Origin of the sequence: Companilactobacillus miaonis (genome assembly GCF_036913615.1) — a bacterium.
In the GTDB taxonomy this organism is placed as follows: Bacteria; Bacillota; Bacilli; order Lactobacillales; family Lactobacillaceae; genus Companilactobacillus.
Map to the genome: position 1 here is coordinate 79,487 of NZ_JAYKTX010000002.1, position 22,520 is coordinate 102,006.

Annotated in this window: 23 protein-coding genes, 1 other RNA gene and 1 other annotated feature; of the genes, 15 read left to right on the forward strand and 9 right to left on the reverse strand. The window is 35.7% G+C overall.

Features of this window, described 5'->3' with window-relative positions; translation table 11 throughout:
• The first annotated feature begins 74 nt into the window (after positions 1-74).
• The 3 genes from U8521_RS01970 to gdhA all read left to right on the forward strand — a co-directional run bounded on the left by U8521_RS01970 (position 75) and on the right by gdhA (position 2,126).
• Positions 75-506, forward strand: coding sequence for a GNAT family N-acetyltransferase (locus U8521_RS01970; protein ID WP_334351693.1), 432 nt, complete (start codon positions 75-77; stop codon positions 504-506).
• A complete protein-coding gene (locus U8521_RS01975; protein ID WP_334333374.1) occupies positions 484-693 on the forward strand; it encodes a DUF3923 family protein in 210 nt (69 codons plus the stop codon). Before U8521_RS01970 ends, U8521_RS01975 begins: the two co-directional genes overlap by 23 nt.
• An 86-nt stretch (positions 694-779) precedes the next feature.
• Positions 780-2,126 (forward strand): NADP-specific glutamate dehydrogenase, encoded by a 1,347-nt coding sequence (gdhA, locus tag U8521_RS01980; RefSeq protein ID WP_334351694.1) that lies wholly within the window; start codon positions 780-782, stop codon positions 2,124-2,126.
• A gap of 40 nt (positions 2,127-2,166) precedes the next feature.
• On the opposite strand, the gene U8521_RS01985 is transcribed toward gdhA, so the two are convergent.
• A complete protein-coding gene (locus U8521_RS01985; RefSeq protein WP_334333372.1) occupies positions 2,167-3,348 on the reverse strand; it encodes an MFS transporter in 1,182 nt (393 codons plus the stop codon).
• Between the two features lie 277 nt (positions 3,349-3,625).
• Here U8521_RS01985 and U8521_RS01990 point away from each other — a divergent pair, with 277 nt between their 5' ends.
• Positions 3,626-4,264, forward strand: coding sequence for a GNAT family N-acetyltransferase (locus U8521_RS01990; protein ID WP_334333371.1), 639 nt, complete (start codon positions 3,626-3,628; stop codon positions 4,262-4,264).
• Between the two features lie 189 nt (positions 4,265-4,453).
• The gene (locus U8521_RS01995; RefSeq protein WP_334351695.1) at positions 4,454-5,215 is read left to right on the forward strand and encodes a hypothetical protein; all 762 of its coding nucleotides are present in this window, start codon (positions 4,454-4,456) and stop codon (positions 5,213-5,215) included.
• Positions 5,216-5,385: 170 nt separating this feature from the next.
• On the opposite strand, the gene U8521_RS02000 is transcribed toward U8521_RS01995, so the two are convergent.
• On the reverse strand, positions 5,386-5,541 hold the full coding sequence (locus tag U8521_RS02000; protein WP_334333369.1) for a hypothetical protein: 156 nt from the start codon (positions 5,539-5,541) through the stop codon (positions 5,386-5,388).
• Between the two features lie 136 nt (positions 5,542-5,677).
• Between U8521_RS02000 and U8521_RS02005 the strand changes: the two genes are divergently transcribed.
• On the forward strand, positions 5,678-6,850 hold the full coding sequence (locus U8521_RS02005) for an MDR family MFS transporter (protein WP_334351696.1): 1,173 nt from the start codon (positions 5,678-5,680) through the stop codon (positions 6,848-6,850).
• Positions 6,851-6,880: 30 nt separating this feature from the next.
• Here U8521_RS02005 and U8521_RS02010 read toward each other — a convergent pair whose 3' ends face one another.
• Positions 6,881-7,672: an SLAP domain-containing protein gene (locus tag U8521_RS02010; RefSeq protein ID WP_334351697.1), complete on the reverse strand. Its 792-nt coding sequence runs from the start codon at positions 7,670-7,672 to the stop codon at positions 6,881-6,883.
• Between the two features lie 266 nt (positions 7,673-7,938).
• On the opposite strand from U8521_RS02010, the gene U8521_RS02015 reads away from it, so the two are divergent.
• Positions 7,939-9,099 carry an MFS transporter gene (locus U8521_RS02015; RefSeq protein WP_334351698.1) on the forward strand — a complete coding sequence of 387 codons (1,161 nt, stop codon included), beginning with the start codon at positions 7,939-7,941 and terminating at the stop codon, positions 9,097-9,099.
• Positions 9,100-9,353: 254 nt separating this feature from the next.
• Here U8521_RS02015 and ssrA read toward each other — a convergent pair.
• Positions 9,354-9,718: a transfer-messenger RNA gene (ssrA, locus tag U8521_RS02020) on the reverse strand.
• A gap of 144 nt (positions 9,719-9,862) precedes the next feature.
• Here ssrA and U8521_RS02025 point away from each other — a divergent pair.
• Positions 9,863-10,504 carry a DUF3862 domain-containing protein gene (locus tag U8521_RS02025; protein ID WP_334351699.1) on the forward strand — a complete coding sequence of 214 codons (642 nt, stop codon included), beginning with the start codon at positions 9,863-9,865 and terminating at the stop codon, positions 10,502-10,504.
• A 48-nt stretch (positions 10,505-10,552) separates the two neighbouring features.
• On the opposite strand, the gene U8521_RS02030 is transcribed toward U8521_RS02025, so the two are convergent.
• Positions 10,553-11,155 (reverse strand): YitT family protein, encoded by a 603-nt coding sequence (locus U8521_RS02030; protein WP_334351700.1) that lies wholly within the window; start codon positions 11,153-11,155, stop codon positions 10,553-10,555.
• 211 nt (positions 11,156-11,366) lie between these two features.
• Between U8521_RS02030 and U8521_RS02035 the strand changes: the two genes are divergently transcribed.
• Positions 11,367-12,107: a LysM peptidoglycan-binding domain-containing protein gene (locus tag U8521_RS02035; RefSeq protein WP_334351701.1), complete on the forward strand. Its 741-nt coding sequence runs from the start codon at positions 11,367-11,369 to the stop codon at positions 12,105-12,107.
• Between the two features lie 59 nt (positions 12,108-12,166).
• Here the strand turns inward: U8521_RS02035 and U8521_RS02040 are convergent, their stop codons facing one another.
• The 4 genes from U8521_RS02040 to U8521_RS02055 form a co-directional block, all read right to left on the reverse strand.
• Positions 12,167-12,907 (reverse strand): hypothetical protein, encoded by a 741-nt coding sequence (locus tag U8521_RS02040; RefSeq protein ID WP_334351702.1) that lies wholly within the window; start codon positions 12,905-12,907, stop codon positions 12,167-12,169.
• A 16-nt stretch (positions 12,908-12,923) separates the two neighbouring features.
• Positions 12,924-13,646, reverse strand: a complete 723-nt coding sequence (locus tag U8521_RS02045) for an ABC transporter permease (RefSeq protein WP_334351703.1) — start codon at positions 13,644-13,646, stop codon at positions 12,924-12,926.
• Positions 13,643-14,497 carry an ABC transporter ATP-binding protein gene (locus U8521_RS02050; protein WP_334351705.1) on the reverse strand — a complete coding sequence of 285 codons (855 nt, stop codon included), beginning with the start codon at positions 14,495-14,497 and terminating at the stop codon, positions 13,643-13,645. The genes U8521_RS02045 and U8521_RS02050 overlap by 4 nt, the downstream gene beginning before the upstream one ends.
• Positions 14,498-14,602: 105 nt before the next feature.
• A complete protein-coding gene (locus U8521_RS02055) occupies positions 14,603-15,559 on the reverse strand; it encodes a LytTR family transcriptional regulator DNA-binding domain-containing protein (protein ID WP_334351706.1) in 957 nt (318 codons plus the stop codon).
• A 726-nt stretch (positions 15,560-16,285) separates the two neighbouring features.
• Here U8521_RS02055 and U8521_RS02060 point away from each other — a divergent pair.
• The 6 genes from U8521_RS02060 (at position 16,286) to U8521_RS02085 (ending at position 22,513) form a co-directional block, all read left to right on the forward strand.
• Complete coding sequence (locus U8521_RS02060; RefSeq protein ID WP_334333358.1) at positions 16,286-17,104, forward strand: MetQ/NlpA family ABC transporter substrate-binding protein; 819 nt, start codon at positions 16,286-16,288, stop codon at positions 17,102-17,104.
• 33 nt (positions 17,105-17,137) lie between these two features.
• Positions 17,138-18,472 (forward strand): M20/M25/M40 family metallo-hydrolase, encoded by a 1,335-nt coding sequence (locus U8521_RS02065; RefSeq protein WP_334333357.1) that lies wholly within the window; start codon positions 17,138-17,140, stop codon positions 18,470-18,472.
• A 6-nt stretch (positions 18,473-18,478) separates the two neighbouring features.
• Positions 18,479-19,537, forward strand: coding sequence for a methionine ABC transporter ATP-binding protein (locus U8521_RS02070; RefSeq protein ID WP_334351707.1), 1,059 nt, complete (start codon positions 18,479-18,481; stop codon positions 19,535-19,537).
• Positions 19,538-19,540: 3 nt separating this feature from the next.
• Positions 19,541-20,230, forward strand: a complete 690-nt coding sequence (locus U8521_RS02075) for a methionine ABC transporter permease (RefSeq protein ID WP_334333355.1) — start codon at positions 19,541-19,543, stop codon at positions 20,228-20,230.
• Positions 20,230-20,471 (forward strand) — a binding site (T-box leader). (Overlaps the previous gene by 1 nt.)
• Positions 20,472-20,553: 82 nt before the next feature.
• On the forward strand, positions 20,554-21,390 hold the full coding sequence (locus U8521_RS02080; RefSeq protein ID WP_334333354.1) for a MetQ/NlpA family ABC transporter substrate-binding protein: 837 nt from the start codon (positions 20,554-20,556) through the stop codon (positions 21,388-21,390).
• 304 nt (positions 21,391-21,694) lie between these two features.
• Entirely contained in the window at positions 21,695-22,513 is an 819-nt protein-coding gene (locus U8521_RS02085; protein WP_334333353.1) for a helix-turn-helix domain-containing protein, read from the forward strand.
• Positions 22,514-22,520: the final 7 nt, after the last annotated feature.

Consider the following 22,520-nt stretch of genomic DNA (forward strand, 5'->3'; position numbering starts at 1 on the left):
ATGACACCCGGCGGTGTTTTGATAAAAAGTAGTTTAGCAAATGAGAGGATAATTTGTCAAACATGATTCGAAAAATGAATTTAAAAGAAGTGGACCGCGTTGGCAACATTTGGTTACGAGGAAACTTGGAAGCACATGATTTTATTGATTCAAATTTTTGGATTGATAATCAAGCAGCAGTGAAACAACAGTTTTTAAAAGCAGAAATTTATGTATATGCCAATCCTGATCTGGTTGGTTTTGTCGGCCTTCAAGGTGATTACATTGCTGGACTTTTTGTGTTGAAACAGTACCAAGGTCAACACATTGGTCAGCAATTATTAGATTATTTAAAGAAGTATCATCAAAAACTTGAACTAGATGTTTATGAAAAAAATCAATCAGCACTTAGATTTTATTTGAGGAATGGTTTTACTGAATCAAAAATTGGTTTTGATGAAAATGAGGAAAAAGAGTTTCACATGATCTGGAGGGGGATTAAAAATGAAAGTATGGTGGATAATTAACGGTATTTGGATGGTCTTATTTACCGTTACCGCAATCTTAATAGGAGTCAGACAAGTCGATGGGGATGGCATTGTTCAAACAATGCCTTTGAAGTATATGTCATGGACAGTCTTATTTGTCTTGTTTGTATTTATTAGCTGCTGTCAATTAGTCACGTTGATGATGATCAAGAAGGCTATGGATTAACTTTAGTATTACTCTAATAAAATGTAATTATTTCTAATAATGAGCTATAATAATATCAATCTCAATTTTTAAAAGGTGGTATTTTTATGGCAGATGTTGAAATTTATATTAAAGATTTAAAGAAAACTATTACGACTAGAGATCCTAATCAATCAGAATTTCAAGAAGCTGTATTTACAGTTTTAGATAGTTTAAAACCGGTATTAAAAAAGCATCCAGAATACATTGAAGCAAACATTTTGGGTCTATTGGTTGAACCAGAACGTGTCATTCAATTTCGTGTTCCTTGGCAAGATGATGCCGGCAAATTTCACGTAAATCGTGGATTTAGAGTTCAATTCAACTCTGCTATTGGACCTTACAAGGGTGGATTGAGACTGCATCCTAGTGTTAACTTGAGTATTGTTAAGTTCTTAGGGTTCGAACAAATTTTAAAAAACAGTTTGACTGGGCTACCAATTGGCGGCGGCAAAGGTGGTTCTGATTTTGATCCGAAAGGTAAGTCAGATTCAGAAATCATGCGTTTTTGCCAAAGTTTTATGACTGAATTACAAAAATTCATTGGCCCAGATTTGGATGTGCCAGCTGGCGATATTGGTGTCGGCGGACGTGAAATTGGTTATTTGTTTGGTCAATATAAGCGTCTCAATGGCTTCCAAGGTGGCATTTTAACTGGTAAAGGATTGCAATATGGTGGTTCTTTAGCTAGAACCGAGGCTACCGGTTTTGGTTTGATTTATTACTTGAATGCCTTGTTAAAAGATCAAGGTGACACACTGAAAGGTAAGACTGTTAAAATTTCTGGAGCTGGAAATGTTGCCATTTATGCCTTACAAAAAGCTCAGGAAAATGGTGCTAAAGTAGTAACAGTTTCTGACTCAAATGGCTATGTTTACGATCCAGAGGGAATCGATTTAGCAGTTGTTAAACAAATCAAGGAAGTTGAACGTGGACGTATCAAAGAATACGCTCAAAAAGTTAAGTCAGCTAAGTATCATGAAGGTTCAGTTTGGGATTTGGATATTGATTATGACATTGCTTTGCCATGTGCAACCCAAAATGAAATCAATAAAAAACAAGCTAAATTGATCGTCAAAGATGGTGTGAAGTATCTCGCTGAAGGTGCTAATATGCCAAGTACTTCGAAAGCAATTGCAGTTTATAAAGAAAATAAAGTTATTTATGGACCGGCTAAAGCTGCTAATGCTGGAGGTGTGGCAGTTTCAGCACTTGAAATGAGTCAAAATAGTGAACGACTTTCATGGAGCTTTGATGACGTTGACAGTCAATTAAAAGATATCATGGAAGATATTTATCAAAAATCATCCGCAGCTGACAAGGAATATGATTTAGGCAAAGATTATCAAGCTGGAGCTAATATTGCTGGATTTGAAAAAGTCGCTAAAGCAATGCTAGCACAGGGATTAGTTTAAAAGCAGCAAAAAAGAGCAATCGATTTCGATTGCTCTTTTTTTATTCAGCTGGTACAATTGGATATTTTCGAACGACAAATGTTAATAGATATGAGGCTGCTAAAATTACAGTTACGACTAAATATGGATAGTGAGTGTTCCAATCCATCAAAGCTCCTGACATCAATGGCCCGATAACATTGCCGACACTAGTTAATGACATGTTCATGCCGTTGATCAAACCTTGATTTGATTTACTAGACTTAGTTAAAAGGGTCGTGATGGCAGGGCGTAATAGGTCAAACGATGAGAAAATTACTAAAGTTGCCACTATTACTTCAACGTGCGTATGGGCTTGAGTAATCCAAAAGACACAGACGGCACTGAGTAAAAAGGCAATACTGATCAGGCGCATCTCACCAATTTTTTCAATGATCCAGTTAAAAGCTGCAACTTGTAAGATCAAAGAAATTATTCCATTCAGTGTTAAAACTAGGGCAATCGTTCCTAAGCCAAAATCAAAAACCTGATTGACATAAATACTGTAAATACTTTCAAATCCTTGTAGACCAAACGATGACACGAGAATCATCCCAAAGAGCATAACCATTGGCAAAGTTAAAATTGCTCGAATTGAACCTTTCTTCTTAGCTTTTTCTTCGGCCTCTTGTTCTTCTAATTCAAGAACTTCTTTATTTTCCTTTAAGAAGATTTGCGTGAAAATACAACTGGTGATACTCAAAACTCCAGCGACCCAGAACGGCGTTTTGTAAGTGATATTGGCTAGCATTCCTCCAAGACCGGGTCCCAGGATCAAACCACCACTAAAAGCTGCTGATAGCCAACCAATAACTTTGGCTCGATCTTTTAAACTAGTTAGATCAGACCCTAAAGCCATTGAAGTTGGGATAACCATTGCGGCTGACAATCCACCGATGATCCGTGAAATGTTAAAGATTGGAAGTGTAGTTGCGACGGCAAAGATGAATTCAGAAATCATGTAAGTGAATAATCCGAAGACAATAACTGGCTTACGGCCGAGTTTATCAGACATTTTTCCAACTATCGGTGAAGCCACAAATTGAGCGAAAGCAAATAAAGAAGTCATAACTCCCATCTGTGACGTAGTAAAATGATACTCATTTTTAATAAAAGGTGTAACTGGTATAACTAAACCGATCCCCAAACAGATTAAGAAGTTACTAAAAACTAAAATGTAAATAGATCTTTTATTTTTCCCCATATTCCCCTCCTTATAAATATGTTTTTGCTGAAAAAATAAGAAAACCGATTTCTAAGAAGACTTAGATATCGGTTAGATGAACCTCAAATTTCATTATTGAAAAGCTTACTCTCATTTTATATGATTGTCTAATAGTTTAAGCTAACAAAAATATTAAATTTATATTACTAATTTGACGTTTGGCATATAAATAATTTTAAAATAGTACCTAAAGATGGACAACTGGTATATTTGTGTCTATGATATAGATATGGCTGTAAATAAGGAGGTCATATTTTTGGATTTTCGAAGTGGCTTAAACAGTGATAAGCCTCAGATAATAAACTTACTAGTAGATTCATTTAAGGAATACACGACAACAAAGAATATGTTTCAACCGCAATATCGTTCAAGTGCTAAATTTGACAAATTGCTACGAAAATATTTTGAACTTCAAGTCAACGTATTCATGAAAAAAGGTCTGGTCTATGTTGGAGCTGACGGAAAGGGCAAACCTAGAGCGGTAGCTTTAATTGAATTCTCTTCTGGTAATCAGATCAGTAATTGGGATTACTTAACATTAGATGGTTTAAAGTTGATTCCTGAAATTATTAAGAGTGGATTCAATGGCTTCAATGCATTCGATATCTTTAAATTCGAAGATCTCTTTGATTTAGTAAAAGGGAAGAAGAAGTGTGCGGTTGAATATTTGGCAGTCGATAAGAAATTACGTGGTCAAGGTATCGGCAGTAAAATGTTGAACAATCATATCACTCCTTACGTAAAAAAGATTGGTTATCGAAATATTATTTTGGAAACTAATACGCAAAAGAATGTTAAATTCTATAAGAAAAATCATTTCTCCGTTCGTTCGGTTAAACGTGTTAACTTGAGTCATGGGGATGTTAAGGATTGGGTTTTATCAAGACCTATCTAAAAATAAAAGCGGCACTCACATCGTGAGTGTCGCTTTTTTGTTAAAAACAACTAATTCCTACGCTCATAGAATAACAAATTATTCAATAAGTGATCTTTTTCTTAAGGAAACTTAATTATTATTACGTTTAACTTAATTAATTTTGGAATTGTTGTGGTAAGCTTTAGCCAAAAGCAATGGAGGAGTAGGATGACAGATTTTAAAGGAAATTTTTCAACGACACAAGTTTTGTTTGATTTAGGTGATTTAGGCAAAGTTATTTATCATTTTAATAAACCAACTAATTTTCCTGACGAAGCTATTTTCTTGATTATGCAACAACATCTATTGAGTGGTGTTAGTTTAGGCAACGTTGATGGACTTGATGCAGCAACTGGGTTTATCGAATTGGACGTACCTGAAAATATGATTGAAACAGATTTTTTCTATTTCTTAACCAAAAGGTTGGTCAGCGATGGTTATGAATTGAGTTTTGATTATAATATGAAGATTTCTAATGAGTCGTTGGCTGTTTTTGAAAATTACTGGCAAGAAATCGAGCCCTTGTTACGAGTGTTGGGCTTAAAAATTCAAAAACGTCCTAGAAGGGTCAAAGCACGTCATCGTTATTCAAAAGAGTTGGCGGATATACCGTTTACAGTTGATTATTTAGGCAGTCAAGCGACCGTTTATTGGCGAAAACGTAGTGAGTTAGTAGTTAAAAAAGGTGCGACGTTGTTAGAAAACGCTCCACTAACCAAGGCTGGTGTAATAGGCTTCGCAGGACGTTTTGGTTTGCGACTTCGCCAGGAGCATGCAGATGCCATCGATGGTAATACTTTAATCAAGGATGTTACTTTACAAAGCGTCAATGAAGTAGGAACCTTTCTTTATTTTGCTGGAACCAATAGTTGGTTACAATTGAAATCTCCCGAAGGCAAGACTTTGCATGAATTAACGGTTGTAAAATAAGTTTGTGACATAAGCTTTGTTTTAATGGTCCCGCTGCTTTCTATCTGAAACGAGTTACACAAGAGCAACTCCCTACAAGATAGCAAAACTTCTCAAACTGCCCGCAAAGTGCGCGAGCAATTTGTGAAGTTCCGCTATCCTCCGGGAGCTGAACGCTCTTGTTCCACTCTCTAGATTGCACTAGGAATCTTTGGTCCACAGTGTCCGTTGCAGGCACATTTCTGATCGTCAATCATTCTACAATGACAAATCCCATCTGAACTGGCACATTTGCAGCCGGAGTGGCAAGTCATTCCTTGATGACAATATGGATTGTTATCAGTCATAATTAATCCCCCTTATATTTTTTAGGATATCATAATTCAAGGGTCAATTGACAAGCGTGATTTCAATGCTAAAATTTTTATATTAATTTATTTTTAACTGCTAGGGATTCTAGTAGTTTTTTTTATAGGGGCAATTATGAAAAAGGTATCAGCAAAAACTTTGATTTTTGGAGCATTTTTAGAATCGGTTGGGTCGAGTTTTATTTGGCCAATCAACACGATTTTTATTCACGATTATTTGCATAAATCATTGGCAGTCGCCGGGATGGTCTTGTTTTTTAATTCCATTTTGACTTTTGTGGGAAATTTTGCAGGTGGAAAGCTATTTGATCGGTGGGGCGGTCATAAAACGGTTATTTTCAGCACGGCAATCGGTTTGCTGGCTTTAATCGGCTTGATTTTTAATCACGGTTGGCCAGCTTATCCTATTTTGCTGCCGATTTTGGGTTTTGGCGTCGGAAGCGCGTTTACGGTTATCAATTCGTTTGCTGCTCAGATCGATGAAGTCGACCGTTACAAACTTTTTAACGCCATCTATGTTGGAACTAACTTAGGTAATGCAATTGGTACGGCCTTAGGTGGTTATATTGCCGGTATTCAAATGACTTTGGTCTTTGTTGCCAATTTCTTCTTTTTGACGCTCTTTTTCTTGATTGCCATTTTTTGGTACAACAATCGAGAGGCTCCGAAAGCTAAATCCGAAAGGATTAAGGTAGAAAAAACGAAGTTACATCCTGGTGTAGGCTTAATGGCACTCTTTCTCGGTGCTTCTTGGTTCTCCTATTCTCAATGGAGCAGTAACATTTCAGCTCATTTGACGAACTTGGGAATTCCTGTTAGCAAGTATAGTTTATTGTGGACAATCAATGCAGTAGTAATTGTAATTGTTTTGCCAATTATCAATCGTTTAGTCGAGAATAAGGAATGGTTTAAACGGATTCAAATTCCACTGGGAGTAATTTTATTTATCGTGGCTTTTGCGGCAATTATTAATGCAAAAACTTACATTTACTTTGTGATTGGAATGGTCGTTTTAACTTTGGGTGAGACGTTAGTTTATCCTGGTATTCCGGCAATGGTCAGTGAGTCGACACCAAAACAAGAAGCCGGACGTTATCAAAGTTTACTCAGTATGTCATCGACTTTTGCGCGAGCAATTGGACCTTTACTTGGTGGATTAGTTGTGGAAAATAGTTCTTATAATTCACTTTACTTTGTAGCAATTTTTGTCTTAGTAGTTTCGCTATTTATCTTGCGAGTTGGACATCGAGAGTTATTAAATGGACAAAAAAATACCTTCAAAGCGTGATTTCTCTGAAGGTATTAAGTAAATTAAAGTTTATTTATTGATTCTTGTAGCAAAGTCAGCGATGTATTCGGAGTTGTTCTTCAAATTCAAACCGCTGTTGATTGTGACGTCGCCTAACCAAACGTATTGGTCAGATGCTACTTGGCCCCAATATGAGCCGTATTTGTTGACTACTAATTTGGAAACTTTCCATGAAGTTCCGGCTGGAAGTGTTTGAACGTAAGTATTGTTGTTGTAGCTGTAAGTCTTTGTTGCAACATTTGTTCTAGCGATTAAACCATTGCCAGTCATTGGAATTTTTGAAGTAGTATTATTAGTTGTACTTGTTGTGGTGTTGGAATTGATTTTCACTGCTAAAGCGATGACGTATTCGTTAGTACCAACTTCGTAATAGTTGTTACCATCGATAGTCTTTGTAGAACCAAGTTTCCAAGATGAACCAGCTGGAAGAACTGTTCCAATTGGATTGCCATCAGGATCAACTACTTTAGCGGCATATGATAGAGTACCAGTTTTAACTGCAGGTGTAGTTGTTGAACCAGTTTCTTTAACTGTCATATTAGTTGAAAGTGCATACTCGTTAGTAGCAACTTCGTAGTATGTGTTGCCATCAACGTTCTTGATTTGACCTAATTGCCAATCAGTATTTGCGGCAAGTGATAAGTTTTCAAGTGCTTTTCCGTTTTCATCGACTAAGTGTGTCAAAGTATTTGTGCGACCAACTAATTTAGTAGCGGCCTGTGAATTTTGACTTGTTAATGAAAGTACTGTTGGTGCTAATAAAACTAAAGCTGATGTGATAAAAATATTTCTTTTTTTCACGTTTGTTTCCTCTTTTTTCGATGTGTTTTATGATGCACAACTTGATTATAGATTAAGAGGAAAATGTTGCAAGTGGATTTATGAAAATAATTGTGAATTCATTTTTATTTTTAAAATAGTTCTGTTTTTTGACCAACTATTTAGAATTTCTTAATGGTATTAATAATAATAAGCTATGTGGGATTAGCTAAAATATAATTGTTTATTAAAATAATAATCTTATTTTTGATTTTATAATGGGGATTTTTTATAACGGGGGGATTTTTATGAAAAAGGTAACAGCCAAAGTATTGGTTCTGGGAGCAGTATTACTTTCAACAGGGGCGAGTTTTATGTGGCCGATCAATACCATTTTTATCCACACATATTTGCACAAGTCTTTAACGGTGGCGGGAATCGTATTGTTTTTTAATTCGTTATTTAGCTTTTTTGGTAATTATGTTGGTGGAAAAATGTTTGATCATTTCGGTGGCCATAAAACCGCTATCATTAATGCACTGATAGCAATCTTTGCCTTGGTGGGTCTAATCTTCAATCACAATTGGCCTGCTTTTCCAATCCTTTTGCCGATGTTAGGTTTCGGCGTTGGTGGTTCGTATACCGTCGTTAATTCATTCGTCGCGCACATTGAGGAAGCAGATCGATACAAAGTTTTCAATAATATTTATGTTGGTAGTAAAATCGGCAGCATGATCGGTACAGCACTTTGCGGTTTCGTTGTCAGCGTCCAAATCAGCTTAGTTTTTGTCGCCAATTGTATCTGTTTGACAATTTTTTTAATCATGGCTGTCTTTTTGTACGGTAATCGACCAGAATTCATTAAAAAAGTTGAGCAAAAAACTCGCTTGTTTACACTCAAGTTGTACCCGGGAATTGGTTTAATCGCTTTGTTTTTAGGAATGACCTGGATAGTAAATTCTCAGTGGGGCAGCAATATTTCCGCACATTTGACTGACATCGGCATTCCAATCGGTAAGTATAGTTTTCTCTGGACGATGAATTCAATGATTGTAATCGTGTTGATGCCACTGATCAACCATTTTGCTGAAAATCGCGGTTGGTTTAAGAAAATTCAGATTCCGGTAGGAGTTTTGTTCTTCATCACGGCACTAATATCACTGATCAATGCTAAAGAGTATTCGGCATATGCTATTGGGATGGTAATTTTGACTCTGGGTGAAATGTTGGTTAATCCAGCAATTCCAGCTTTGGTAAGTGAGTCGACCCCCAGAAATGAATCTGGTCGTTATCAAAGTTTAGTCAGCATGACCGGTAACTTTGCCAAAGCCATCGGACCATTTTTAGGTGGCGTTTTGATAGAGAATAGCTCTTACAATGTCTTATTTTTATCCGCAATCATATTATTAATATTGTCATTGGGGATTTTCAGAGTTGCCCGTAAACGTTTGGTGGCGGAGAGAATCTAGTGCATTGTTTACAAGATATGCTGTTAAAAACTAATAAGCCATCAGCTGTAATATACTGATGGCTTATTTTATTACTAATTTCCCTAAAAAAATGATTCCACGTTTTGTATTTTGTTATTTGTGATTTTTAAAAAGTGAATGCTATTTTGATTGACATATTTGTGAAATAATATGAAATCATTTGAAATCAAGAAAAACAAAAAGCCAGTAATACCAAGGCTTTTGAACCTCAATACAGCTGGCTGAATTGTGCAAAATGGAGGTGAGGGGAATTGAACCCCTGTCCAAGCATAATGCTATGCAAGCCTCTACACTCATAGTCGTATCATTTGAAGTTTCGCCATCATGAACGCCATACGACCCGGCTAACCACAATGACTATCCCGATGATCTCTTTTTAACTATTCAGGATGCACAGTTAAACGTAGCCCAATTAATTTGAGACCCATTTCCAACCCTTGGGCGAAGTTAGAATGGATCACGCTTAGACTGTTTTTAGGCAGCTAATGCGTAGTTATTATTATTTTTTGCAGTTATAATAAACTGTGCGTTTTAAAGGGACGCAAGGCCCTAAGTGCAGCCTGCACGCTACTACACATGTCGAATCCAGAACACCCCCATGGTGTCCACATACTATAATATCGAATTTAAGATAATTAAGCAAATAATTGAGCTATTTATTACATGAAAATAATAGTGCTTTTTTGGTGCTACTTTCAGTAAACATTGGTAAAATACGGGGTGCAGATGGAGGTAAGTAAATTTGACAGAAAATGAAAAGAAACCATTTTATAAGAGAAATTGGTTCTGGATCACGATTATTTCAATTATCGTTGTAGTATCTGCGACAACTTATGTGGCTAATTATTCTTTTTATTCAGATAAAGCTGATCAAATTTCTTCTGAGCAAAGAAAAAATTTGAAGAGTCAGGAAAAGGCTGAGAAGTCGCCTTCATTAATTACTAAATATAATTCAATTAAAACTGGTAACAAGGGATATTCAAAAAAAGTTATTTACAAATTATTAGGAAATCCTGTTGAAACACAAGTTCAGAACAATGAAATTTCAAACGTAACTTGGAAAGGTAGAGCGGATGAAAGTACGGTCACAATTCAAATTACTTTTGAAAATGGTCACGCTGTTTCTAAATCAATTCAAGGATTGGATATTGATCGTGAGAAAACTTTGACTTTAGCTGATTATCAAAAACTAAATATTGGTGATAGTTATAATCGAGTCGTTAATTTATTGGGTGATCCAGATGATTATTCTGATATCAATGGCGTCAGAACTTTAACATATGTGTCAGACTTATCAGAATTAGATCCAACCCAAAATGCGTCGATTCAAATTAAATTGTCCCACAATCAGATTGTTGCTAAGTCACAAACTAACTTAAAATAAAAAAAGATGCCTATGTCAAAACACTAAATGCTTTGATATGGGCGTCTTTTATTGTGTAATGTGTCGTTGATGGAAAATACCGAAACCTTTAATTGCTAAGCTAGAAATGGCAACTGACATGACTGCCAGTAGAAATGAAATCACGTCGCTTAAAACGAAATTTCCTAGACAAACGAAACCATCAATTATGAATAAACTAATATATTTCTCGATACCAAAATTTTTGTGAATAATCATTGGTGGTACCGTGGTCCCTCCACTAGACATGTTGAGGGTATAGAGTATTGCAAGACCAATTCCAAAAATAATACTTCCTACTATAATAGAAATAAATCTACTATTCGGAATTAAATTATAAACTGGAGTGATATAAAGAAGTAGTGGAAGTACAAAACTTCCGATAGCTAATTTAATGGTGGTTTGTCGATCTAAATGTATATAAGCCAGTACTAACATCACAATATTTATGACAAGAACCGAGATGAATGTTGGGATTTTCCATCCTGCCTGTAGCAAGATAGCGATACCTGTGGCACCACCAGCCGCTATACTATGCGGTTCGAAGAACATATTAAGACTGAATGCGATAAGTTCCAAAGCAACTAACATCATTAGTAGTTTTGTGGAAATTCTCTTTTTCTTATTCTTCATATATATAACTATATCATGAATATATTTTCAGCACAATAAAAGTATTTAATACTTTTATAAAAATATTTTTCAACATATTTCATAAGTGTTACTAAAATTACATTCTATTCTGAAATTGTAACTTTGTGGTCGTTGTCACGTAACACTGGCCTGCTAATATAAGCACCATAAACAAGAGCTAAACAATAAAAAATAAGGATGTAATTAATTCATGAAAAAAGTTTTATCAATCGCTTTATTAAGTACAGTAGCATTAATGGGAGTATTCACTTCAACCAATACTGCTCAAGCCGCAGTTTCAACTGGTAATAACCAAGTTAAGGTTGAAAAAGGTGATACTTATAAGAGCATCGCTGAAGCTAACGGAATTAGTATTTCCGAACTAGAACAAGCTAATGGTCGTGAAGTTGGTGGATTCGATTTGATTTTCCCTGGTGATCTTATTACTTTGCCAGGTTCAACTAACACAGCCTCAACCGATACAACACAAACAAATACAGACAATCAAAATATTTTGCCAACAACAGATACAAATACAACAAGCCAAGCACAACAAACAAGTGCAACACAAACAATTGATACAAATACAGCAAATACTCAAGCAGCAAGCACTACAAATACTGCAGATACAAGTGCTGTAAGTACATCAAATACAACTAATAATACAAGCACAACAAGCACAACTGCTAGTGGTACTTTCAAGATTAGTTTCTATGATCCAGCCGTATTAGGTTCAAATATGGGTTATAGTGGTGTTGCTGCCAACCTTTCAGTCTTCCCTAAAGGAACACAATTGAAGATTACTTTGGCTGATGGAACAGTAATGTACAGAACAGTTAATGATACAGGTACATTTGCTAACAGCAATTCTCAACAATTGGATGTCGCAATGCCTAGTTCATCAATTCCTTCATATGGTGTAACAACTGCCACAGTTGAAGTCGTTGGATAATTTAAAGTAAAAATAAATCCCCTCATTTTGGATGGTGAAGTCCAGATGAGGGGATTTTTTTATGGATAGGTTGGATTGAAATTTTGAAAGAGATTTTTGCTTTTGGATAAAGCTAGAATAATTTTTTGTTGATCATAAACCGCAATGTTTTGATAATTCAATTCGTCGACTAAGTCGATCAATTCTTCTTCAAGCTTGGCATTAACATTAATAGTTAATTCTTGGTTGTTCTTCAACGTACATGTTAGTTGAAAAACATCAGGATTGATGTCAAACGGGCTAGTTCGAATTCTTTTATGGTAAAAAATATTAATGTGGTCAATTTCCGAATAAGAAATCACTCTTTGAGGCATGGGTGCCAAATGTAATAACTGTGCTAATTTGATTATTCCTAGATTATTAAATTCAATCGCTTTAATATTTTTTTCATTGATCAGCCAATAATCGTTAAAGCAACTTGGTAAAGTTACGAATAAACCAATCAAAACAACTAATAGAAATATCCAGAAAGGTTGATAACCAAAACCAGTGAACAAGAGACTAACAAAAATAATGAAGATGATAGAAATAATTACCCGTCTAAGTTTGATAGTTTGACCAAATTGAAAATTCTTTTCTAAAGCTGGTTGCGTGACAGTTATTGGCTGTTTTGCGAGCTGGATAATTTTTTTGGTTAAAGTCCGTGGTGGATAAAGTTGTTTATTTTTAATCAATTCAATTTCAGTCGCTGAAATTCCTAATTGTTTCGCAATATCCTGATCAGAACTATTCGTTAAAATGTTACTTACATCTACCAACATAATTAATTCCTCCTGACTAGTCAAAATGTTTATATCTATAAGCATAAAATAAGACAATTGAGAAAATAATGAACCAAGCTATTAAAACGCTGACTTCGAATAGGCTCCAAGAATAGCTGTGTTTGAAGAGACTTTGATTGATGAATCTAGGGATTACTCCTGAATACAGGAAGTCAGAAGTGTGTGAAATTTTATTTGAGAAACCTTTAAAGAGGGGAACTAGTGTAAAAATAGCCGCTGGTAATAAGCTTACGACGCCCGCATTAGTTTGATTTTTGGAAAAAAGTCCCAAGGTAAAACCAATCAAAATACTGATGGTTGAACAGATTACTGTGATAAACAAATAATTGACAATTGACACTTGGTTCCAGGAAGTGCCATTTAGCGGTACCAAAATGATATTGGTTACGGTCAAAATCAACAATGCTGGGAGTAAACTGCCAATGAAATATTCAGTTGCATTGATTGAAGAGGTCATCAAGACTCCTAAAGTATGATGTTCTTTTTCTTCGGCGATAGGATAAGCGCCAAACATTATACCGCCCATAATTATATTCAAGAGGATACCCATGTTTAGTGTCAGTGCTTTAAAAGCAACTGTATTAGCAGGGAAAAAATTTTTAAAAATTACCACGTAGCCAATTGCCATGGCCGGAATCATTAGTAAGGAAAGATTTCCTAAAAATAGTTGTAATTTCAAAATAAAGATTGCATTTATTTTTCGCAATGAGATGTTCATTTCAATTTCCTCCCCGTAACTTGTAAAAAGACGTCTTCTAAAGTTGGTTCGCAAGAATGGATGGTCTGTAATTCACCATTTTCCAGCCACCAATTGATTTTTCCTCTGGTTTCTTCAGAGTCGTTTAACTTTAATGATTTGTTATCTTTTAAAAGAACTTTGAATTGAATTTTTGTATTATATTTCAAACTCAAGTCTTGTGGCGAACCGATTTCTGCAATTTTACCATCGTTTAATAATGCCACTCGATCACACAATTTGGTGGCTTCAGTCATATTATGAGTCGTCAAGAAAATAGTTGTCCCAGAATCCTTTAGCTCAAAAATTAATTTATGAATTTCCTTAGTCGTTCCTGGATCAATTCCATTGGTTGGTTCATCGAGAAAAAGGGTTTCGGGGCGATTGAGGATTGCTCGAGCTAAAATTAGACGTTGTTTCATTCCTTGTGAGAATTTTTTAATTAATTTGTTTCTATCGTTATAAAGGCCGACGCGTTTTAATAACGGCTCAATTGCTTTTTTGTCGCTATTGAAGATTCTTGCGAAGGTAACTAGGTTGTTGTAGGCGGATAGATTCTCATACAAACCACTATCATGCGTTACGACACCGATATGCTCGTAAATATTCTCTTTAAAGTGTTGACTGTTATTGCCTAAAACTGTGGCGACTCCTGAATCTTGATTGAGTTGTCCGGTAAGAATCTTGATTGTGGTAGTTTTCCCAGCTCCCGAAGGGCCAAGAAATCCAAAAATTTCGCCTTTTTCAACGGAAAAATTAAGATTGTTCAATGCGTGTTCATTGCTGAAACTCTTATAAAGTTGTTTCACTTCAATGATTGGTTTGTTGGTCATTTTGTACTCCTCCTTGCTTTTTACAATTACAGAATACAAAGAAAGCTTGCATAAGTACGCAAAAATCAGTGAACGGTGGAAATAATGGTTTGAATTGTACCCACGTTATTGGAGTAAGTCCTTGAGTTGATCTAATTTAGCACGAGACAAGGGGAGAGTCTCTTGACTATTTTTTAAAATCAAGGTGTAACTGTTCTTGGAATAGCTGATCAATTCAGATATTCGTTGGAGATTGACTAAATATGATCGGTGACATCTGAAAAAGCCGAAGTGAACTAACTTCTTTTCGAGTTCTTCCATTGTTAGTGAGGAAGGAAAGTATTCGGAGTTTACTGAGAAATTACTAACACCGTTGATGCTTTCGATGAAGTCGATTTCGTTGGGACTGAAGAAAATTGTTTTATCATCGAGGTGACTGGAGAGTCGGAAAATGTTTTGTGGTTTGAGTGAATTTTGACTAGTTTCTAAGGAAACTTTCTCCAATTTGTGATCGACGGATTGATAAATAGTTGAACTCAGTTGTAAAAGTTCTTCCATAAAAGAAGATATAACGACCACGGTTGACTTCTGTCGGACGACCTCGAGGGCTTTGAGGTAAAACTTGATGCCGTCATTGGATAGATCACGTAAGGGACTTTCTAAGAATACTAAATCAGGCGCAGTTAGGTAGATTCTAAAGAGATGCAACCGCTCAATTTGATCGATTGTCAAAGCGTCTGTCTTCATGTTCAAATTATCGCCCAGGGAAAATTCAGGGGCGAGTTGTTTAATGTCTTGGCGATCGGTAGTCAAGTGATTGAAGAACTCTAAGTAGCCTTTTACAGTCATTTTTTGATAAATACCATCGTTATAACGCTTAATCGAAATGCTTTGAACGTTATTTTCAATTGTACCGCTACTGGGTAGAGTACTTTCTTCCAATAAACTAAAAAATGTATCGGTTTCACTACGCATTAATTTTAGACCGATTTGTTCATGTTCAACTATGTCTAGTGAAAGATTGGTGAAGATATTTTGATTCCCAACTTGTTTTGTAACATCTTTAAAACTAATTAAACTCATTTTCTACTCCAGAATTATGATTTATTATTACTTCCAATTTTAGCAAAGAATACCTTTGAAAACTTTACTTCTATAATAAAATTCACTCGATTCATAATTGCGTGACACTAGCTCTGATTCTAATTAAAAATTAATTTTCTCTAATGTAAAATATTCTTGAAAATTAAATTAATATATTTTTTATTTCCAAAAAATATTTTTTCAAGTAGCATAAGAGTGGCTATCACGCGACCTGTAAAAGCCTTGAATGCCAGTAATTGAATCAATATCATGCTATAAATGACGTTTGGCATAAAAAATAAAAATTAGAAAAACTTCTGAAAAAACTTATTTTTATTGATTGACATTTCAAAAATTAGATTGTATTATCTAACCAACGATTAACAAAAGAGATTTATTAAACAAAGTGATCGGGGGAAGTAATTCAACCTCGTTTGTACAGAAAGCCTCTATTTGCTGAGATGAGGACAACGACTTGAATGAAAATGACCCGTGATTGGTGCGCTGAATCTTCGGATAAAGATGCAATGGTTGGTACCCTTTACAGTACACGCGTATAGTTTTTCTGTACGTTGTTAAGGGGATAAGTGTAAATTTATTCCGAATTAGAATGGTACCGCGCAATAGCCGCTTCTAAATATGAACAGATTATGTTCAATTTAGAAGTGGCTTTTTTGTTTATATAGAGATTTTTTCGTTAAGAAACATGTAAGGTGGGAGAAAGAAATGAGTAGATTTAAGAAAATAGGTAAGGTTATCTTATTAGCTTTTACAGCATTGTTTATTTTTGTATTAGCTGGTTGTGGTAGCCAAGACAAGACACAAACAGTTAAGGTCGGAATCAATCCTTCCGATGCTGCAATATGGAAAGTCGTTAAGAAAAATGTGAAGAGTGAGGGTATCAACTTAAAGGTCGTTGAGTTCAATGATTACAATCAACCCAACACAGCCTTAGCGCAAGGGGAAGTTGATATTAATGCTTATCAACATACATTCTTCTTAAACTCTTGGAATAAAGCACATCATACGGACCTTGTATCAATTGGTAAAACAGTTATTCAACCAATGTCTTTGTATTCACATAAGATCACAAAGCTTAGTCAATTAAAGAATGGCGCTAAAATTGCTATTCCAAATGACGCTTCAAATGAAGCTCGTGCATTACAATTACTAGAAGCCAATGGTTTATTGAAACTTGATAGTGGTGTTAAGTTACCATCAACTAAGAACATTAAGGAAAATAAGTTGAACTTGAAGTTCACAACTCTTGATGCTGCACAAACTGCTAGATCACTTGATGATGTCGATGCAGCTATCGTTAACGGAAACGTCGCTAGTGATGCTAAGCTTGATCCTTCAAAGGCTGTTGTAACTGAAAAAGTTAATAAGAAGTCACAACCTTGGATCAACATCATCGTTACGCAAAAGAAGAACAAGAACAATAAGACTTATAAGAAAGTTGTAAAAGCTTTCCAAACTAAATCTGTTGCTAAAGAAATCAAGAAGGTTTATGGCGAAAGTGCTGTACCTGCTTGGAATAAGTAATAAATCGTTTTAAAAATTTGAGGAGGTTTTCATATGTCAAAATTATCAGATCCATTAATTCAGAAGTCGATTGAAGATTTAAAGAACTACATTGCACTACCATCCGTTTCAGCAAAGAATCAATCTATTACTGAGACAGCCGAATTCCTTAAAAATTTACTAACGGATTTTGGAGCCGATGCCACCGTTTGGGATGAATTCGAATATCCAGTTGTTTTTGCCGAAATCAAACCAAAACAACCTAGTGATACTACCATTTTGATTTATAATCACTACGATGTTCAACCTGAAGAACCACTAGATCTTTGGAATTCAGATCCATTTAAATTGAAAATCACTGATGACAAATTCATCGGTCGAGGAGTTTCCGATTGTAAAGCTGATTTGATCAGCCGAATCACAGCCTTGAAGATTTATCGTCAAGAGCACGGAGATCTTCCTTGTAACATCAAATTCTTAGTCGAAGGCCAAGAAGAAGTTGCCAGCCGTCACTTGGAAGATTATTTAAAGAAGTATTCTGACAAGTTAGCTGCTGATTTGATTATTTGGGAATCAGGATACAAGAATGAACATGAACAGTTCAATTTCACTGGTGGTAACAAAGGTGTCTTGTGTTTTGAATTAGAAGCTACTTCTGCTGATATTGATCTACATTCATCTTTTGCTGCTGTAGTTGATTCAGCTACTTGGAGATTGGCTCAAGCACTAGATGCTTTGAGAACTCCAGAAGGTGATATTAAGATTCCTGGATTCTATGATGACGTAGTAGAACCTACTCAAAAAGAAATCGATTTAGTTAATAAAGCAATTACACCTGACTTAAAGTCAAAATGGGACTTGCAAGTTCCTTTGTTGAAGAATAAGTCAGTTAACTACAATTTAACTTTCAATCCAACTATTAATATAGAAGGAATTAGCAGTGGCTGGGAAGGTGAAGGTGTAAAAACTGTTACTCCTAAAGCTGCCACAGCTAAGTTAGAGTTTAGATTGGTTCCAAATCAAGATCCACACGACTTGTTCGATAAGTTGACTAAATATTTGAATGATCAAGGATTTAAAGATATTAAAGTTAAATATCTACTTGGTGAAAAAGGATATCGTTGGGATCTAGATAGTCCAATCGTTAATAAATTAATTGGTACCGCCAAAGACTTCTTTGGTGGAGAGGACAAAGTCGAAGCCTTACCATCAAGTCCTGGTACTGGTCCAATGTACTTGTTGAATGAATACACTCATGCCTCAATCATTTCTTGTGGTGTTAGTTATTCAAAGGCTGGTAATCATGCTCCAAATGAAAATATTAGAATTCAAGATTACCTCGACTTTATTGATTTCTTCGACCAATTCTTAGGTAAATTAAGGGAGTAATTTTTAATGGTAGAACAAAATGGGATAATTCAGCTAAAAGATATTGATGTAACCTTTCACAGTGAAGGTAAGACGATCGAAGCTGTCAAGGATGTTTCCATCAATGTGAATAAAGGCGACGTATTTGGAGTTATCGGTTATTCCGGTGCTGGTAAGAGTACCTTGGTTCGTGTGATCAATTTATTACAAAAACCAACTTCCGGTACAGTTATCGTTAACGACCAAAATCTAACTAAACTGAGCGCCAAAGATTTACGAAAAGCTCGTCGTAATATCGGGATGATTTTTCAACACTTTAATTTGATGAACTCATTGACAGTTTATGGAAATGTTGACTTTCCGTTACGCGATTCTGGGTTGAGCAAAGCAGAACGCAAACAAAAAATTGATAAATTACTTGATATTGTTGGCCTAGCTGATCGTGCGAAGAATTATCCTTCACAATTGTCAGGTGGTCAAAAACAACGTGTTGCTATTGCAAGAGCTTTAGCCAATGATCCAGAGATACTTATTTCTGATGAAGCGACAAGTGCTCTTGATCCAAAAACTACCACTGAAATCTTGGATTTATTAGGACGCTTGAATAAAGAATTAGGAATTACAATTGTTATCATTACTCACGAGATGGATGCTATCAAACAAGTATGTAATCGCGTTGCAGTAATGGAAAATGGTCAATTGATTGAGGAAGGCAGTCTCTTAACTATTTTCGGTAATCCTAAGAAACAATTGACAAAAGACTTTGTTAATACTTCAACCCATATCGGGTCAGTCTTAGATGAAATTCGTGATAGTGGTATCGTGGATAAATTATCTGGACGCTTGATTGAATTGAATTACATCGGTGACTCTACCAATGAACCGATTGTTGTTGAATTGTATAAACGTTTTGAAGTTGAAGCCAATATTTTATTCAGTAATATTGAAAGATTACAAAATACCACCGTCGGAATCATGCTCTTTGCTTTGACAGGTGAAGACGACAAAGTTGAAGCAGCAATCAAATATTTAAATAGTTTAAACGTTAATGTTAAAGAAATTTCGTTGAAAAAGGAGGGTGAATAGTTCATGGCTGATTTAGTTAATAAATTTCTTCCCAATGTTGTTGCTAACTGGGAAGGTGATAATGGTTTCGTGACAGCAATTTGGCAAACACTCTATATGACTTTTGTCAGTGCGTTCTTTGCCGGAATAATCGGAATCATCTTAGGAATTTTGTTAGTTGTCACGGCTGAAGATGGTATTACACCTCATAAAGCTTTGTACACATTCTTGGATAAGTTGGTCAATCTATTCAGATCAATTCCATTTATCATTTTACTAGCGGTTATTGGACCCTTTACTCGTTTGATTGTTGGACAAACAATTGGACCTACTGGTGCCCTCGTACCACTAGTTATCGGAACTGCTCCATTCTTTGCTAGACAGGTTCAGTTAGCACTAGTTGAAGTAGATCACGGAGTTATTGAAGCCGCTGAAGCTATCGGTCTTTCTCCTATGAAAATTATTTTTAGAGTATATTTACGTGAAGGTTTACCCGAACTGATTCGTTCTGGTACTCTAACAATCATTAGTTTGATAGGATTAACTGCCATGGCCGGTGCTGTTGGTGGTGGTGGTCTTGGTAACATGGCCATTTCCGTTGGTTATCAAAGATTTGAAAATGATGTAACAATTGTTTCCATGTTGTTGATTTTAGTATTGGTTTTCGTAATTCAAGGTTTAGGTGACTTTGCCGTTAGAAAATTAGAACATTAGAGAACAAATTGAGCGAAAAAGTAATTTATCAAATTCATTACAGAGAACTTTCGATTAGATGAGAAGAAGGCATGAATTGATAGATGAAAATGATTCGTGATTGGCATCTCCGAATTCTTAGGAACAGGGGATGATGGCCGGTATCCATTATCGTACACACATGCAATTGCATGTTTTAGAGGAAAACAAGTGTGAACTTGTTTTTAAAATAGAATGGTACCGCGCAAGAAGCGCTTCTATCTTAAACGAGTTGATTCGTTTTGATAGGAGCGCTTTTTGTTTATATATATATGGGAAAAGGGCTAGGCCCGAGGAGGAGTACTATGAAGAAGAATAAGTTAAAGGCTTTATTTTTATTAGTTATTACCACATTAAGTTTGTTTGCACTAGTAGGTTGTGGGAGCAGCCAAGCAAGTTCCAACAAAGAAAAGACTGTAAAAATTGGGATCACTGGATCTGATGATCGAGTTCTCAAGGCCGTTGCTAAAAAGGTTAAAAAAGAAGGAATCAACATTAAAATTGTTGAATTCTCAGATTATAGTCAACCAAATGCCGCACTAGATCAAGGCGAAATTGATTTGAACGCTTTTCAAACTGTTATTTTCCAAAATGATTGGAACAAGAAACACCACACAAATATCGTTTCAATCGGTTCAACCGTAATCGCACCAATGGCTTTGTATTCTAAGAAGATCACTAAACTTAGCCAAATCAAAGAAGGCGACAAGATTGCCGTTGCCAACGATGCCACAAACGAAGCTCGTGGATTAGCATTATTAGAAAGTGCCGGTTTGATCAAATTGGATGATGCCAAAGTTCCAGGTTTGAAAGATATCACTGAAAATAAATTGAATTTAAAGATCACACCACTAGATGCCGCTCAAACAGCTAAATCAATGGAAGACGTTACCGCTTCAGTAGTTAATAGTGGAGTTGCCAACGATTCAAAACTAGATCCAAAGACCGCAGTTTATAGAGAAAAAATCACAGCTAAGTCAAAACCATATGTAAATGTCATCTCAGCTAATAAGAAAGACAAAGACAATCCTACATATAAGAAGATCGTCAAAGCATATCAATCAAAAGATATTGCTAAAGTTATTGAACAAGAATTCCATGGATATGAAAAACCAGCTTGGAATTATAAAGTATTAAATTAGAGAGCGTGGAGCAGGCCCGCTTAGGACTTGGCAGATAGCCTAGCTTCACGAATTGCCCGCCGCACTTGCGGGCGATTTGGGAAGCGTAGCTATATGTCCAAGTCCTGGCCTGCGGAACGCGTTTTAGCTATACCGCCAAGAACAATGGTTATTCAAAAAAAACCAAACCAACCCCTAAAAGAGTAAAATCTACCACAAAAAAACGTCAGGAAGAAAATTCCCGACGTTTTTTGCATCTAAAACAACACATTTTTCCAATTATCATTTAAAATTAAAGTAGTGATAAGAAAAAGCAGGGATAAATATGAAAGACTTAGGGACGGTAATCAGAGAGTTAAGAAAAGAAAAACACTTGACCCAAAAAGAATTAGCAGAAGGAGTTTGCGCACAATCGATGTTGTCCGCAATTGAAAACAATGTCTATGTACCAAATTCAGTTTTGTTAATTAATTTAGCCGATAAACTAAAAGTAAATCTAGACGAAATCAGCCTGGCAACTAATTTTTCAATCAGTTCAAAAGCTAACTTCAATGATCAAGTAGATGATTTGTGTAACAGTCACCAATATCAAGAACTGAATTCATTTTTGAACCAAGAAAAGGTACTTAATAACCTTAAAACAAATTTGCAGATTCAATCTTACTATTATTATTTAGGCGTCGCCCAATTACAGACTAATGCACTTTTTGAAGCAATGCAGTCGTTCAAATTGTCACTGGCACAAATTAATCCACGGCACCCTAACACTTTGGCCCGTCTGGCATATATGGGGATGGCTTATATTTTTGCGTTACAAAATCAAAAGATGCTTGCTGCCAAGCACATCGATTTGGCATTTCAGAAGTGGGATGCCTTCAGTTATGAAGAGAATCAAAATATCCTTTATTACTTGGCAGCTTTGATTTATTTCAAAATGAATGACTATCAAAATTCGACCGCCTATTTGGCTGACGGAATTGAATTCATTGCTCGTCACAATTCTCATTACATGTTGGCAAACTGTTATTTTCTTTTGGCCCGTTTGGCTCAAGTTGCTCACAATGATGATGAACGTTTAGCTGCTAACCAAAGAAAAGATTTGTTCACAGAATTGTATGGCGAAAGCGTCTTTGAAGATTTCTAAAAATAAG

What these genes read in the sequence shown, in the direction of transcription:
- U8521_RS02035 (WP_334351701.1), top strand. Translation starts at nt 11,367, where the DNA reads ATGAAAAAAGTTTTATCAATCGCTTTATTAAGTACAGTAGCATTAATG.
- U8521_RS02085 (WP_334333353.1), top strand. Translation starts at nt 21,695, where the DNA reads ATGAAAGACTTAGGGACGGTAATCAGAGAGTTAAGAAAAGAAAAACAC.
- U8521_RS02080 (WP_334333354.1), top strand. Translation starts at nt 20,554, where the DNA reads ATGAAGAAGAATAAGTTAAAGGCTTTATTTTTATTAGTTATTACCACA.
- U8521_RS02015 (WP_334351698.1), top strand. Translation starts at nt 7,939, where the DNA reads ATGAAAAAGGTAACAGCCAAAGTATTGGTTCTGGGAGCAGTATTACTT.
- U8521_RS02005 (WP_334351696.1), top strand. Translation starts at nt 5,678, where the DNA reads ATGAAAAAGGTATCAGCAAAAACTTTGATTTTTGGAGCATTTTTAGAA.
- U8521_RS02040 (WP_334351702.1), bottom strand. Translation starts at nt 12,907, where the DNA reads ATGTTGGTAGATGTAAGTAACATTTTAACGAATAGTTCTGATCAGGAT.
- U8521_RS02070 (WP_334351707.1), top strand. Translation starts at nt 18,479, where the DNA reads ATGGTAGAACAAAATGGGATAATTCAGCTAAAAGATATTGATGTAACC.
- U8521_RS01985 (WP_334333372.1), bottom strand. Translation starts at nt 3,348, where the DNA reads ATGGGGAAAAATAAAAGATCTATTTACATTTTAGTTTTTAGTAACTTC.
- U8521_RS01970 (WP_334351693.1), top strand. Translation starts at nt 75, where the DNA reads ATGAATTTAAAAGAAGTGGACCGCGTTGGCAACATTTGGTTACGAGGA.
- U8521_RS02050 (WP_334351705.1), bottom strand. Translation starts at nt 14,497, where the DNA reads ATGACCAACAAACCAATCATTGAAGTGAAACAACTTTATAAGAGTTTC.
- U8521_RS02030 (WP_334351700.1), bottom strand. Translation starts at nt 11,155, where the DNA reads ATGAAGAATAAGAAAAAGAGAATTTCCACAAAACTACTAATGATGTTA.
- U8521_RS01975 (WP_334333374.1), top strand. Translation starts at nt 484, where the DNA reads ATGAAAGTATGGTGGATAATTAACGGTATTTGGATGGTCTTATTTACC.
- U8521_RS02060 (WP_334333358.1), top strand. Translation starts at nt 16,286, where the DNA reads ATGAGTAGATTTAAGAAAATAGGTAAGGTTATCTTATTAGCTTTTACA.
- U8521_RS02055 (WP_334351706.1), bottom strand. Translation starts at nt 15,559, where the DNA reads ATGAGTTTAATTAGTTTTAAAGATGTTACAAAACAAGTTGGGAATCAA.
- gdhA (WP_334351694.1), top strand. Translation starts at nt 780, where the DNA reads ATGGCAGATGTTGAAATTTATATTAAAGATTTAAAGAAAACTATTACG.
- U8521_RS02045 (WP_334351703.1), bottom strand. Translation starts at nt 13,646, where the DNA reads ATGAACATCTCATTGCGAAAAATAAATGCAATCTTTATTTTGAAATTA.
- U8521_RS01995 (WP_334351695.1), top strand. Translation starts at nt 4,454, where the DNA reads ATGACAGATTTTAAAGGAAATTTTTCAACGACACAAGTTTTGTTTGAT.
- U8521_RS02075 (WP_334333355.1), top strand. Translation starts at nt 19,541, where the DNA reads ATGGCTGATTTAGTTAATAAATTTCTTCCCAATGTTGTTGCTAACTGG.
- U8521_RS02065 (WP_334333357.1), top strand. Translation starts at nt 17,138, where the DNA reads ATGTCAAAATTATCAGATCCATTAATTCAGAAGTCGATTGAAGATTTA.
- U8521_RS02000 (WP_334333369.1), bottom strand. Translation starts at nt 5,541, where the DNA reads ATGACTGATAACAATCCATATTGTCATCAAGGAATGACTTGCCACTCC.